9 protein-coding genes are annotated in these 14,525 nt (G+C 48.0%); all 9 read left to right on the forward strand.

From position 1 onward, the window contains the following. The first annotated feature begins 57 nt into the window (after positions 1-57). The 9 genes from IRE19_RS01340 to pyrG all read left to right on the forward strand — a co-directional run bounded on the left by IRE19_RS01340 (position 58) and on the right by pyrG (position 14,483). The gene (locus IRE19_RS01340; protein WP_203339049.1) at positions 58-2,199 is read left to right on the forward strand and encodes a (Fe-S)-binding protein; all 2,142 of its coding nucleotides are present in this window, start codon (positions 58-60) and stop codon (positions 2,197-2,199) included. A 716-nt stretch (positions 2,200-2,915) separates the two neighbouring features. Beyond that, positions 2,916-4,109, forward strand: coding sequence for an acetyl-CoA C-acetyltransferase (locus IRE19_RS01345; protein ID WP_203339050.1), 1,194 nt, complete (start codon positions 2,916-2,918; stop codon positions 4,107-4,109). Positions 4,110-4,111: 2 nt separating this feature from the next. Further along, positions 4,112-4,963, forward strand: coding sequence for a 3-hydroxybutyryl-CoA dehydrogenase (locus IRE19_RS01350; RefSeq protein ID WP_191713532.1), 852 nt, complete (start codon positions 4,112-4,114; stop codon positions 4,961-4,963). A 19-nt stretch (positions 4,964-4,982) separates the two neighbouring features. Then, positions 4,983-6,119: an acyl-CoA dehydrogenase gene (locus IRE19_RS01355; protein ID WP_203339051.1), complete on the forward strand. Its 1,137-nt coding sequence runs from the start codon at positions 4,983-4,985 to the stop codon at positions 6,117-6,119. Positions 6,120-6,138: 19 nt separating this feature from the next. Beyond that, positions 6,139-7,278 (forward strand): acyl-CoA dehydrogenase, encoded by a 1,140-nt coding sequence (locus IRE19_RS01360; RefSeq protein ID WP_191713534.1) that lies wholly within the window; start codon positions 6,139-6,141, stop codon positions 7,276-7,278. Positions 7,279-7,293: 15 nt separating this feature from the next. Then, positions 7,294-7,935 carry a TetR/AcrR family transcriptional regulator gene (locus IRE19_RS01365; RefSeq protein WP_203339052.1) on the forward strand — a complete coding sequence of 214 codons (642 nt, stop codon included), beginning with the start codon at positions 7,294-7,296 and terminating at the stop codon, positions 7,933-7,935. A 5-nt stretch (positions 7,936-7,940) separates the two neighbouring features. After that, the gene (icmF, locus tag IRE19_RS01370) at positions 7,941-11,192 is read left to right on the forward strand and encodes a fused isobutyryl-CoA mutase/GTPase IcmF (RefSeq protein WP_203339053.1); all 3,252 of its coding nucleotides are present in this window, start codon (positions 7,941-7,943) and stop codon (positions 11,190-11,192) included. A 955-nt stretch (positions 11,193-12,147) separates the two neighbouring features. Beyond that, positions 12,148-12,726 (forward strand): DNA-directed RNA polymerase subunit delta, encoded by a 579-nt coding sequence (rpoE, locus tag IRE19_RS01375; RefSeq protein WP_203339054.1) that lies wholly within the window; start codon positions 12,148-12,150, stop codon positions 12,724-12,726. Positions 12,727-12,884: 158 nt separating this feature from the next. Beyond that, complete coding sequence (gene pyrG / locus IRE19_RS01380) at positions 12,885-14,483, forward strand: CTP synthase (protein ID WP_203339055.1); 1,599 nt, start codon at positions 12,885-12,887, stop codon at positions 14,481-14,483. Positions 14,484-14,525: the final 42 nt, after the last annotated feature.

The raw sequence follows: 14,525 nt of genomic DNA on the forward strand, positions 1-14,525 counted from the left end.
TTCACGTAAACTTTGGGTAGGGAATTTTTAGAATATACACACAAGGGGGATATCACGATGGAGCCATTGCTCATTGCAAACTGGGTTTTATTCATAGCTGTAACCGCTTACGCCATCTATCTCTTCATTTATTTATTGAAGTCGAGATATGATTTCATCAAGCTTGGCCAAAAGGTCGAGTTTGAGGAAAACTTCAACGAGCGCTTACGGAAAGTTATGGTCAATGTTTTTGGACAAAAGAAATTAATGAAAGATAAGAAGAGCGGAACGATTCACGTGATGTTCTTCTATGGCTTCCTGTTGGTTCAGGCGAGTGCCATTGATTTTATCATCAAAGGTTTGTCGCCGGATTCACATTTGCCGTTAGGACCGCTTTACCCGGCTTTCACTTTCTTCCAGGAAATCGTCACATTGACGATTCTGGTAGCGGTGGTCTGGGCGTTCTACAGACGTTACATTGAAAAGCTTGTTCGTTTGAAGCGCGGATGGAAATCAGGGCTGGTGCTTATTTTCATCGGTGGTTTGATGGTAACTGTATTAATCGGCAACGGAATGGCCATGCTTTGGCACGGACACGAAGGTGCTTGGACTGAACCAGTCGCTTCACTTGTTGCTGCTGCATTCTCTTGGTTGCCTGAAGCTGCAACTGTAACGATTTTCTACGTTATGTGGTGGGCACACTTATTGTTCCTGCTGACATTCCTGGTTTATGTTCCACAATCGAAACACGCTCACTTGATCTTCGGACCGGTCAACACATGGTTCCACCGAGTGGACCATGTCGGCCGTTTGAAGCCGATCAACTTTGAAGAGATGGAAGATGAAGAAGATCCGGATGCTGTGCCTTCGTTCGGTGTCGGAAAAATCACCGACTTTACACAAGGGCAGATGATCGATTTCTACGCCTGCGTAGAGTGCGGACGCTGTACAAATATGTGTCCGGCAACCGGAACAGGGAAAATGCTGTCTCCGATGGATCTTATTACAAAACTTCGTGACAACCTGACTAATACAGGTGCCGTCATGACACAGAAAAAACCATGGGTGCCGGCAATGGCATTCAACAATACGCAAGGAAACCAATTGGCGATGGCTGCCGGCGCTGAAGGAATCAGCATCGATGAGCTATACAGCCCGAGCTTGATCGGAGACGTCATCACAGAAGAAGAAATCTGGGCATGTACGACTTGCCGTAACTGTGAAGACCAATGTCCGGTTATGAACGAGCACGTCGACAAAATCATCGACCTTCGCCGTTACCTGGTAATGACGGAAGGGAAAATGGACAAAGATGCTCAGCGTGCGATGACAAACATCGAAAAGCAAGGGAATCCTTGGGGACTTAACCGTAAAGAAAAAGAAAACTGGAGAGATGCACGTCCAGATATTTCAATTCCAACTGTTAAAGAAATGAACAAAGCCGGCGAAGAATTCGAATTCCTGTTCTGGGTTGGATCAATGGGTTCATTCGACAGCCGTTCACAAAAAATCGCCTTGTCATTTGCCCGTTTGATGAACGAAGCAGGAGTGAAATTCGCGATTCTTGGCAACAAAGAAAAGAACTCAGGTGACACTCCGCGCCGTCTCGGAAACGAATTCCTGTTCCAGGAACTGGCGACAGGCAACATCAAAGAATTCGAAAAAGCGGAAATCAAGAAAATCGTCACGATTGACCCGCATGCTTATAACATCTTTAAAAACGAATACCCGGATTTCGGCTTTAAAGCAGAAGTCTACCACCATACCGAAATGCTGTTCGAACTGGTCCAAGATGGCCGTTTGAAGCCGCAATTCCCGGTAAACGAGCGAATCACGTTCCACGATTCCTGTTACCTCGGCCGCTACAACGATGTCTACGACGCACCGCGCGAGATATTGAAAGCGATTGAAGGCGTGGAATTGGTCGAAATGGTCCGCAACCGCCAAGACGGCATGTGCTGTGGAGCTGGCGGGGGAATGATGTGGATGGAAGAAGATGCAGGCCATCGCGTCAACGTTGCCCGTACGGAACAAGCACTTGAAGTCAATCCGACCATGATTTCTTCAGGCTGTCCATACTGCCTGACAATGCTGTCAGATGGTACGAAAGCCAAAGAAGTCGAAGATGAAGTTGGAACATACGATGTAGCCGAACTATTGGAAATGGCCGTTCTTGGCAATGAAACACCAATGCCTGAGCCTGAGCCAGTGGTCCAATAAGCTGAAGCTTCACTAAGAAACACCAATGAGTAAATAATAATTGCCTAATGACAGAAAATTAAGTAGAATAATAGCATAAGCAAGAAAAAAGAAAGGGAGTGAAGTACTCCCTTTTCTTTTGCACTCAAACCGAGCGAGCGTTCAGTCAACTTTATGGGCTGAATAGAATTCAGCTTGTGAAACTTGCGACTAAGCTAACGCAGCGATGTAGGAGCAATGTTTTTAACCAGAGTAGGTCTGAAGAAATCGTTCCAGGCGGACGCTTTCCGCGGGCGAAGCGCTGAGCCTCCTCGTCGCAAGCTCCTGCGGGGTCTCAACACTCCGCTTTCCCGCAGGAGTCGCCGCCTTCCACTCTTTCTTCTAAGGAGAGCATACAATTACTGGCGAATTAAACAACTAAATTGTGAACTAATCAATAGGATATGGAGCAAACCAGTGGAGACTCCCACGGGAGCAGTGCAACGACATACAAGAAATCCACTCGGGCGTATAGCCCGAGTTAGTTCGGCGCAAGCCCCTTGGCAGCTGACATCGCGACGTCCTGTCGCGTCAGCTGCATGACCCGTATCCTGCGGGCCTGAAAGCGGAGCTGGTTTGTGGAATATCCATGGCGGAATAGAGTCGTTATAAAGAGTTAGTTCAATCTTCATCACCAATTATATTTTTTACCATAGTTGAAACCGTTTACAAGGAAACGCAAAGGGGAGGAAATCATCATGGCAAAAACAGTTATTATCGATGGGGCACGTACAGCATTCGGGAAATTTGGAGGAAACTTGAGCACGTTATCGGCAAGTGAATTAGGGGCAGAAGCAATCAAAGCGGCAATGAGCCGGGCGGATATCCAGCCGGAAGATGTCCAGGAAGTCATCATGGGCAACGTATTGCAGGCAGGGCAAGGGCAGATCCCTTCACGCCAAGCCGCGAAAAAAGCTGGCATTCCTTACAGCGTCAAATCTGAAACAATCAACAAAGTCTGCGCATCCGGCATGCGCAGCGTCACGTTGGCAGACCAGATCATTCGCTTGGGCGATGAGGAAGTAATTGTTGCAGGCGGCATGGAATCCATGTCCAACGCACCCTATTATCTTCCGAAAGCACGTTGGGGACTTCGCATGGGAGATGCCCAAGTTATTGATGGCATGGTCCATGACGGATTGTCGTGTTCGTTCCACCCGGACAAAGTCCACATGGGGACTTACGGAAACTCAACTGCTGAAGATTTCAATCTGACGCGTGAAGCTCAGGATGAGTGGTCGGCACGTTCGCATGAACGCGCCATCAAAGCCAAAGATCTGTTCTCTGAAGAAATCGTCGCGATCGACATCCCACAACGCAAAGGGGAGCCGATTACAGTTGACGTGGACGAAGCGCCACGCGCCAATTCTACTGTTGAAGCATTGGCGAAACTGAAACCGGCATTCGGCAAAGACGGAACAATTACTGCTGGAAACGCACCTGGCATCAATGACGGAGCAGTTGCACTTGTATTGATGAGTGAAGAACGTGCACAGAACGAAGGGAAAAACGTCTTGGCGCACATATTGTCTCATACGGAAGTGGCGATCGAGCCGCATCGATTCCCGGAAACGCCTGGCATCGTCATCAACGAGTTATTGAAGAAAACCGGCAAATCACTGGATGACATCGATTTGTTTGAAATCAATGAAGCATTTGCGGCAGTAGCACTGGCAAGTTCGAAAATCGCTGATTTGGATGCTGAAAAAGTGAACGTCAACGGTGGATCAGTAGCGCTTGGACACCCGATCGGTGCAAGCGGCGCACGCATTATTCTGACATTGGCGTACGAATTAAAACGCCGCGGAGGCGGCATCGGCATCGCAGCCATCTGTTCAGGCGGCGGACAAGGCGACGCAATCATGATTGAAGTTCCTAAGGAGGAAAAATAAGCATGTCGATTCAAAACGTAATGGTCATTGGCGCCGGACAAATGGGTTCCGGCATCGCGCAAGTTTGCGCACAGGCAGGATTGAACGTGAAACTGAATGATATGAAGCAGGAAGCATACGACCGTGGGATCGGGACCATCACCAAGAACCTGTCCCGCAATGTTGAAAAAGGTCGCATGACGGAAGAAGAAAAGAATGAGGTCCTTGGACGTATTACACCATCGCTTGATCTTAAGGATGCTCATGATGTGGATATCGTCATCGAAGCAGCTGTTGAAAACATGGCCATCAAACACAGCATCTTTAAAACGCTGGATGAAGTGGCGCCACAGCATGCTATTTTGGCAACGAACACGTCATCTCTTCCGATTACAGAGATTGCGGCAGTCACCAACCGCCCGGAGCAAGTAATCGGCATGCATTTCATGAATCCGGTACCGGTGATGAAACTTGTGGAAATTATCCGCGGCTTGGCAACTTCTGATGAAGTTTATAAAAAAGTGGAAGAAATGACGGTTCAGCTGTCAAAAACACCAGTGGAAGTGAACGATTTTCCAGGATTCGTTGCGAACCGCATCTTGATGCCGATGATCAACGAAGCGATTTTCACACTTCAAGAAGGGGTCGCCACCAAAGAAGCGATCGACGACATCATGAAACTCGGCATGAACCATCCGATGGGGCCGTTGCAATTGGCTGATTTTATTGGATTGGATACTTGCCTGTACATTATGGAAGTGCTGCATGAAGGGTTCGGCGACAGCAAGTACCGCCCAAGCCCGTTATTGCGCCAATACGTCAAAGCAGGATGGCTAGGCAAGAAAACCGGACGCGGTTTCTATGACTACACTTAATATTAGGGGGAAAACCGCAATGGATTTGCACTTTACAGATGAACAGCTTATGATGCGCAACATGGTGCGAGATTTCGCGAAAGAAGAGATTACACCGTTTATCGAAAACATGGAAAACGATGAATTTCCAACGGCGATTTTAAAGAAAATGGGCGAGCTCGGATTGATGGGAATCACAGCTCCTGAAAAATACGGCGGTGCGGAAATGGACTTCACTTCCTATATCACGGCTATCCACGAATTATCGAAAGCGAGCGGCGTGGTAGGAGTTATCCTGTCAGTCCATACGTCGGTCGGCACCAACCCGATCCTCAATTTCGGATCACAGCAGCAAATCGAGAAATACGTACCAAAACTGGCGAGCGGCGAATATCTTGGCGCCTTCTGTCTGACAGAACCGGCGGCAGGTTCGGATGCAGGAAGCCTGAAGACAAAAGCGGTCCTAGACGGAGACCATTACGTTTTGAATGGCTCGAAAGTCTTTATTACCAATGGCGGCGCAGCAGATACGTATATCGTCTTCGCTTCGACCAAGCCTTCTGCAGGCTCCCGTGGAATCTCGGCTTTCATTGTTGAAAAGGATACACCGGGCTTGGTCATCGGCAAAAACGAAAAGAAAATGGGTCTCCATGGTTCGAAAACGGTCCAATTGACCTTTGAAAATATGCGGGTACCGGCTGAAAACTTGTTGGGCGAAGAAAATAAAGGATTCAGCATCGCCATGGCGAATTTGAACGTCGGACGCATCGGCATCGCGGCACAAGCGCTCGGCATTGCTGAAGCGGCTTATGAATATGCTGTGGCTTACGCCAAAGAACGCGAACAGTTCGGCAAACCAATTGCCCAGCAGCAAGGCATCGGCTTTAAGCTGGCGGATATGGCTACTCAGGTGGAAGCGGCGAAACTGCTGGTCTACAACGCGGCGGACTTGTATTCACAAGGCAAGGATTGCAATAAAGAAGCTTCCATGGCCAAGCTTTTCGCCTCGAAAGCAGCGATGGATGTCACGATTGAAGCCATTCAAGTGTTCGGAGGCTATGGCTATACAAAAGATTACCCGGTCGAGCGCCTGTTCCGCGACGCTAAAGTAACGGAAATTTATGAAGGCACCAGCGAAATTCAACGCATCGTCATCAGCAAACAACTACTTAAATAATTTATTGGAGGAATGGAAAATGAATTTTCAACTGTCTGAAGAACACGAAATGATCCGCAAAATGGTAAGAGATTTCGCTAATAAAGAAGTGGCGCCAACAGCGGAAGAGCGCGACGAAGAAGAACGCTTTGACCGTGAGATTTTCGATAAAATGGCTGAACTTGGCCTTACGGGTATTCCATGGCCGGAAGAATACGGCGGAATCGGCTCGGATTATTTGGCGTACTGCATCGCAGTTGAAGAATTATCACGTGTCTGCGCATCGACAGGCGTTACATTATCTGCCCACACGTCTCTGGCAGGATGGCCGGTTTATACATTCGGAACGGAAGAACAAAAACAAAAATATCTTCGCCCAATGGCGGAAGGCACGAAAATCGGTGCTTACGGCTTAACGGAACCCGCTTCAGGATCGGATGCAGGCGCTATGCGCACTTCAGCGAAAGAAGATGGAGACCATTATGTATTGAACGGTTCGAAAATCTTCATCACCAACGGCGGAATTGCGGACATCTACATCGTATTTGCGGTAACAGATCCGGAATCGAAGCATAAAGGCACGACAGCATTCATCGTTGAAAAAGACTTTGAAGGTTTCTCGGTCGGCAAAAAAGAGCGCAAGCTGGGCATTCGCTCAAGCCCGACAACTGAAATCATCTTCGACAACTGCCGTGTACCGAAAGAAAACGTTTTGGGCGAACTTGGCCAAGGCTTCAAAATCGCTATGCAGACGCTTGACGGTGGACGCAACGGCATCGCGGCACAGGCTGTCGGAATCGCACAAGGAGCACTTGATGCATCAATCGACTACGCGAAAGAACGCGAGCAATTCGGCAAGCCGATTGTTGCCAACCAAGGCGTTTCATTCAAATTGGCGGATATGGCGACTTCAATCGAAGCTTCCCGTCTATTGACTTACCAGGCAGCTTGGTTGGAATCAAATAAATTATCTTACAGCAAAGAGTCGGCGATGGCGAAATTGATGGCCGGCGATACAGCGATGAAAGTAACGGTTGAAGCGGTTCAAGTCTTCGGGGGCTACGGCTATACGAAAGATTATCCGGTTGAACGCTTTATGCGCGACGCGAAAATCACTCAAATTTACGAAGGCACACAGGAAGTTCAGCGTCTGGTTATTTCCCGGATGGTTACGAAATAAGCGGAGGGTTGCCTTATGAACAAAAAGCGTGAAATAGCGTCCTCCGTGAAAGACGAAAGCTTGATTGAAAAGCGCCGCGAACAGATGATTCGCGGTGCTGTCACGCTTTTTAAAGAAAAAGGCTTTCACCGGACGACGACACGGGAAATCGCCAAAGCCGCGGGTTTCAGTATCGGTACGTTGTATGAATACATCCGGACCAAGGAAGATGTGCTGTACCTCGTCTGTGACTCCATTTATGACGAAGTGCACACACGTCTGGACCGGCTTGATATCGAACAAGGTTCCATTAATGTCCTTGTGACGGCGATCGAGCATTACTACACCTTGATCGATGATATGCAGGATGAATTCGTGGTCATGTACCAGGAATCCAAATCGTTGCCGAAGGACGCATTAAGTTATGTACTGAATAAAGAAATTGAAATGGTGGCGCTTTTTGAACGTTTGCTGACACAATGCGTCGACAACGGGGAAATCAAAATGACGCCGAAAGAAGTGGTCATGGCTTCCCATCATTTATTCGTACAAGGCCAAATGTGGGCTTTCAGACGCTGGGCGTTGCGCGACTTCACCATTCAGGAATTTATCGACATGCAAACCAAATTTCTTTTGCAGGGGATGGCAGGGGAAAACATTTCAATACAGGGGGCTTGATCATAATGGCTACAATCGAAGAAACGAAAACCTATCAGCCGAAAAACCATATTCGCTTTGTCACGGCTTCCAGTCTTTTTGACGGCCATGACGCGTCCATCAACATCATGCGCCGGATTCTGCAATCAAGCGGTGCCGAAGTGATTCACTTGGGCCATAACCGCTCGGTTGAAGAAGTGGTCAATGCGGCTATCCAAGAAGATGTTCAGGGGATCTGCATTTCGTCCTACCAAGGCGGCCATATGGAATACTTCAAGTATATGTATGATTTGCTGCAGGAAAAAGGCGCATCGCATATCCGCATTTATGGCGGAGGCGGAGGCGTTATTTTGCCGCGTGAAATCAAAGAACTTGAAGAATACGGCATTGCCGGCATTTTCTCACCGGAAGACGGCCGCAAAAAAGGCCTGCAGGGCATGATTACGGAAATCGTTGAGGAATGTGATTTCTCGACGGTGAAACCGGATCAGAAAATCGAAAACCTTTCTGCCGACGAACCGGTAGTACTGGCAAACCTGATTACGGCTGCGGAAGAAGCGCATACGCGCGACACCGATACCGACGAATTGTTGAGAGCGGTACGGGAACAGACGAAAAACACGCCGGTCCTCGGTATCACCGGAACAGGCGGAGCCGGGAAAAGCTCGCTGACCGATGAATTGATTCGCCGATTCCTGTCTGAACTTCCGGACAAGAAAATCGCAATTCTGTCGATCGACCCGACCAAACAGAAAACAGGCGGCGCGCTTTTGGGTGACCGCATCCGCATGAACGCCATCTTCAATAAACGTGTCTTTATGAGAAGCTTGGCAACACGTGGTTCACGCTCAGAGCTGTCCGGTGCAATCGGAGATGTTTTGGACGTCGTGAAAGCGGCGGATTTCGATTTGATTGTTGTGGAAACAAGTGGGATCGGCCAGGGAGATGCGGAAATCGCCAACTTCTCGGACATTTCCATGTACGTCATGACCAGTGAATTCGGTGCACCGTCACAGCTTGAAAAAATCGATATGATCGATTACGCGGATTTGATTGTCATCAATAAATTCGAACGCAGCGGTTCGCAGGATGCGCTTCGCCAAGTGCAGAAGCAGTATCAGCGCAGCCATCTGCTATGGGATAAAGACCTGGATGAAATGCCGGTCTACGGCACAATCGCCAGCCAGTTCAACGATAAAGGGACCAACTCCCTGTTCGCGGCATTGGTAGCGACAGTCAATGAAAAAATGGGCACTGACTGGGAAACGGATTACGATAAATTCGTCAAAACCCAGAAAGAGAATCTCATCATTCCAAACGACCGCCGTTATTACTTGCGTGAGCTGACGGATACGGTCCGTGGCTACCACGCAAAATCCAAAGAACAAGCCGCCTTTGCGCGCCGTCTGTTCCAATTGGAAGGCGCCATTGAAGCGGTAAAAGAAAAAGCGCCGGATGATGCATTGGTCGCTTCACTTGAGTCGCTGGCTGACGGCGTCCGTGAGGAATTGACTGCTGAATCCAAGCGCATTCTCGCTAATTGGGTTGCGCTGAAAGAAATGTATGCCGGAGACGAATTCGTCACAACGGTACGGGACAAGGAAATTCGCACGATCCTGCGCACAGAAAGCCTATCCGGCATCAAAGTGCCGCGTGTAGTATTGCCGAAATTCGTTGATTACGGCGAGATTCTGTCTTGGGTTTATGCAGAGAACGTACCGGGTTCATTCCCGTACACAGCTGGGGTTTTCCCGTTCAAACGCGAAGGGGAAGATCCGAAGCGCCAATTTGCGGGCGAAGGAACGCCTGAACGCACGAACCGCCGTTTCCATTATCTATCGAAAGATGACGATGCGAAACGCTTGTCTACAGCTTTTGACTCGGTGACGCTTTACGGCGAAGACCCGGATCACCGTCCGGACATTTACGGGAAAGTCGGCGAATCAGGTGTATCAATCTGTACGCTTGATGATATGAAGAAACTTTACGCAGGATTTGATCTGTGTGCGCCTTCGACTTCAGTTTCCATGACCATCAACGGACCGGCACCGATCATTTTGGCGATGTTCATGAACACGGCAATTGATCAGCAGGTCAAGTTGAATGAAGAAAAACTGGGCCGCACGTTGACTGTCGAAGAATTTACAGAAGTCCGTGAAGGCACGCTGCAAGTCGTGCGCGGAACCGTTCAAGCCGATATTTTAAAAGAAGACCAAGGGCAGAACACCTGCATCTTCTCGACTGAATTCGCGTTGCGCATGATGGGCGATATCCAGCAATACTTCATCGATCACAAAGTGCGCAATTACTACTCTGTATCGATTTCGGGCTACCATATCGCCGAAGCGGGAGCGAATCCGATTTCCCAATTGGCCTTCACACTGTCTAACGGCTTCACGTACGTGGAATACTACTTGAGCCGCGGCATGAACATCGATGACTTTGCGCCGAACCTGTCGTTCTTCTTCTCGAACGGACTGGATCCGGAATATACCGTCATCGGCCGTGTGGCACGCCGCATCTGGGCAGTTGTCATGCGCGATAAATATGGCGCAAACGAACGCAGCCAGAAGCTGAAATACCATGTACAGACATCCGGGCGCAGTCTGCATGCACAGGAAATTGATTTCAACGACATCCGCACAACGTTGCAGGCATTGATGGCGCTGCAGGATAACTGCAACTCGCTGCATACCAATGCTTACGATGAAGCGATCACGACGCCGACCGAAGAATCGGTCCGCCGCGCGATGGCGATCCAGATGATCATCACCAAAGAGCATGGATTGTCGAAAAACGAGAATCCGCTGCAAGGCGCGTTCATCATCGAAGAAATGACGCAATTGGTGGAAGAAGCGGTATTGACCGAGTTTGACCGAATCAACGATCGCGGAGGCGTTCTGGGCGCAATGGAAACACAGTACCAGCGCGGCAAAATCCAGGAAGAATCCATGCATTACGAAATGAAGAAACACACAGGCGAATTGCCAATCATCGGAGTCAATACCTACTTGAACCCGAATCCGCAATCAGACGACGACATCAACGCGATGGAAATCGCCCGCGCCACAACCGAAGAAAAGGAAACACAAATCAACAACTTGCGCGCCTTCCAGGAGCGCAACGATTCGACCGAAGCATTGGAGCGCCTGAAGCAAGTTGCGAAGACGGGCGGCAACATCTTCGAAGAATTGATGGACACCGTAAAAGTCGCAAGCTTAGGACAAATCACTACAGCTTTATATGAAGTCGGCGGGCAGTATCGACGGAATATGTAGGTAGAAAAGCGGAAGCAGCCATTTTGCTCCGACAGGCGTAAGCGGGTTTGGCGAAGCGGCGTGTTTCCAGTCGCACAGCCAAAGCAGCTTACGACCCGAGGGGCAGGCTGCTGGAGCTGGACAAAGAAAAGCGGAAGCAGCCGTTTTGCTCCGACAGGCGTAAGAGGGTTTTGCGAAGCGGCGTGTTTCCAGTCGCACAGCCAAAGCAGCTTACGACCCGAGGGGGCAGGCTGCTGTAGCTGGACAAACAGGGAAGCCGAATGAAATACAATAAAGTAAGCGGAATCCGATTTCAAGTGGATTTTGCTTACTTTTTTTGTGGGGATGCGAGCTGGATCAGATTTGCAGGCGTTCTGCCGAGTTAAGGCCTAAAAGCTGAATGGATCAAAACACGAAAAAAGACGAAAACCCGCCAAAGCCGGGATTTTTGCTTTTTTGAGAAGAACTAAAGAGCTGATTTTGAAATCGACGAAGGTTTTTATTAATTTAAAAAGCGATACGCACGCTTGGAGAAAAATGCGCACGCTTATAAGAAAATGCGCACGTTTAGCAGATAAAACGCTAATTTATTTAAAAAACATCCAATAATATATTTTATTAAGAAAAAATTTCCAAGCAGATGCAAAAACAATCTTCATAAAGCCCATTCAACACGCTATCCAGTCGATATCTCCACCCTTTTTCTGTATAATGAATGAAAACACATCCCAGAAAACAAGAAGGATGATCCTATGCGTAAAGCTGTGCACTACATAATTATCCTAATCTGTGTCATACTGATTTTTTTCCTGTACAATAAAGCTTTGGGATCCATTCCTTTTATGATCTTGGCGCTCTATTTGTTTTATTTCGGGTGGATGCAATTAGATCCGAGAAAAAAGAAAACACGGTAGCGGAGACTAGGTTGTTTGTATATAATGGATTAAGTTAAGAAAGAAGAAGGGACGTGCACGGAATGAAAATTCGTGAATTATCTAAAGAAGAACTAATAGAAGAGTCATTTGTTGACTTGACATATGCAATGCTAGAAGAAACACATGAAACGAAAACGTATGCAGAATTGGTTGAAGAAATCGAGAAATTGCTCAACTTATCAAAAGAGGAAATGAAAGATCGTCTGGTTCAATTCTATACAGACTTGAATATCGACGGCCGCTTTTTGATTTTGGGCGAAAACCGTTGGGGCCTTCGCGAATGGTACCCGGTAGAGCAGATCGAAGAAGAATCCGCTCCGACTGTTAAAGCACGTAAGAAGAAAGCGAAAGTCGCTGACGATGAAGGCTTTGACGATTTGGATGAATTGGCATTGGAAGACGAGTTGGAATTCGAAGACTTCGGTGAAGACGACGATGACGACGAGGATGATGATGACGAAGTGATCAAATCACCTGTCGAAGTGGAAGTCCTGGATTTCGACGCAGACGATGAGGACGAAGAAGACGTCGATGTTTTGGTAGAAGATCTGGATGGCAACATCATCGACGACGAAGACGAAGACGAAGACGATGAAGATGAAGAAGACGATTTGAAGTAATTTGAACATTTTATTACCTTGACTTATTAGGCTAGACTGGATAAGATTTTACTGGGCTCCTTAAAATAGGAGAGATGATTCGTACAGTTTACGCGCTCCCCCTGCATATGCAGCAGGTGGAGCGCTTTTTATTTTTACCATTCGAGGAGGAAACAGGCATGACGAAGTATATATTTGTGACGGGTGGGGTTGTATCATCACTCGGTAAAGGGATTGTAGCAGCGTCTTTAGGGCGTTTATTGAAAAACAGAGGGTTGAATGTAACGATTCAAAAGTTTGATCCGTACATCAACATTGACCCAGGAACAATGAGCCCATACCAGCACGGAGAAGTTTTTGTGACGGATGACGGCGCGGAAACGGATTTGGACCTTGGCCATTACGAGCGTTTCATCGACATCAACTTGAACAAATACTCTAACGTAACAACAGGGAAAGTTTACTCGACTGTTATCCAAAAAGAACGCCGCGGCGATTATTTGGGTGGAACCGTTCAAGTAATTCCGCATATCACCAATGAAATCAAAGACCGTCTATTGCGTGCTGCGAAAACAGCCAACGCGGATGTCGTCATCACGGAAATCGGCGGAACCGTCGGAGACATCGAATCATTGCCATTCCTCGAAGCAATCCGCCAGATGCGTTCAGATCTTGGGCGCGACGAAGTCATGTACGTACACTGTACGTTGATTCCGTATCTTGGAGCAGCAAAAGAAATGAAAACCAAACCTACGCAGCATAGCGTAAAAGAACTTCGCAGCCTGGGCATTCAGCCAAACCTGATCGTTGTTCGCACAGAACACCCAGTGCCACAGGACATGAAAGATAAGATTGCCTTGTTCTGCGACATCAAGCCGGAAGAAGTAATCGAATCACGCGATGTTGACGTGATCTATGAAATGCCGCTCCGCCTTCAGGAACAGCATATGGACCAAATTGTCCTTGATCACTTCGGAATTGAAGCGCCAGAGGCCGATATGACGGATTGGGGCACGCTTGTTGATAAAGTGAAGTCGCTTAAAAACACTGTGCGCATCGGTCTTGTCGGAAAATATGTGGAACTGCAGGATGCTTATATTTCTGTAGTAGAAGCTTTGAAACATGCCGGTTTCGCATTCGATTCTGAAATCGAAGTCGAATGGATCAACGCCGAACACATCAATGCTGACAATGTGGCAGAATCATTGAAAAACTGCGACGGCATTCTCGTTCCGGGTGGCTTCGGCGACCGCGGAGTTGAAGGGAAAATCCTTGCTACTCAATTTGCACGCGAAAACAAAGTGCCATTCTTCGGTATTTGCCTGGGCATGCAATTGGCATCTGTTGAATTTGCACGCAGCATCATGAACCTTGAAGGCGCACATTCTTCTGAATTGAACGCTAAAACGGCTTACCCGGTCATCGACCTGTTGCCCGAGCAAAAAGACATCGAAGATTTGGGCGGCACGCTTCGCCTTGGATTGTATCCTGCGAAACTTGAAAAAGGATCGAGAGCCCATGAAGCTTACGGCGAAGAGTTGGTTTACGAAAGACATCGCCACCGTTACGAGTTCAACAACGAATACCGGGAAGCTTTTGAAAAAGCCGGATTCAAATTTACAGGCACAAGCCCGGATGGCCGCCTAGTGGAAATCGTTGAAGTCGCTGACCACCCATGGTTCTTGGCTTGCCAATTCCACCCGGAGTTCATTTCACGTCCGAACCGTCCGCAGCCATTGTTCCGTGAATTTGTAAAAGCATCTATTGCCAATAAATAAACGGAAAAGCCTTCCCACATAAAAAAGGGGAAGGCTTTTATG

It is taken from the genome of Planococcus beijingensis, from assembly GCF_016820615.1.
In the GTDB taxonomy this organism is placed as follows: domain Bacteria; phylum Bacillota; class Bacilli; order Bacillales_A; family Planococcaceae; genus Planococcus; species Planococcus notacanthi.

Excerpts from the sequence above, each read along its gene's own strand:
- IRE19_RS01340 (WP_203339049.1), top strand. The coding sequence starts at position 58 with ATGGAGCCATTGCTCATTGCAAACTGGGTTTTATTCATAGCTGTAACC.
- IRE19_RS01345 (WP_203339050.1), top strand. The coding sequence starts at position 2,916 with ATGGCAAAAACAGTTATTATCGATGGGGCACGTACAGCATTCGGGAAA.
- IRE19_RS01350 (WP_191713532.1), top strand. The coding sequence starts at position 4,112 with ATGTCGATTCAAAACGTAATGGTCATTGGCGCCGGACAAATGGGTTCC.
- IRE19_RS01355 (WP_203339051.1), top strand. The coding sequence starts at position 4,983 with ATGGATTTGCACTTTACAGATGAACAGCTTATGATGCGCAACATGGTG.
- IRE19_RS01360 (WP_191713534.1), top strand. The coding sequence starts at position 6,139 with ATGAATTTTCAACTGTCTGAAGAACACGAAATGATCCGCAAAATGGTA.
- IRE19_RS01365 (WP_203339052.1), top strand. The coding sequence starts at position 7,294 with ATGAACAAAAAGCGTGAAATAGCGTCCTCCGTGAAAGACGAAAGCTTG.
- icmF (WP_203339053.1), top strand. The coding sequence starts at position 7,941 with ATGGCTACAATCGAAGAAACGAAAACCTATCAGCCGAAAAACCATATT.
- rpoE (WP_203339054.1), top strand. The coding sequence starts at position 12,148 with ATGAAAATTCGTGAATTATCTAAAGAAGAACTAATAGAAGAGTCATTT.
- pyrG (WP_203339055.1), top strand. The coding sequence starts at position 12,885 with ATGACGAAGTATATATTTGTGACGGGTGGGGTTGTATCATCACTCGGT.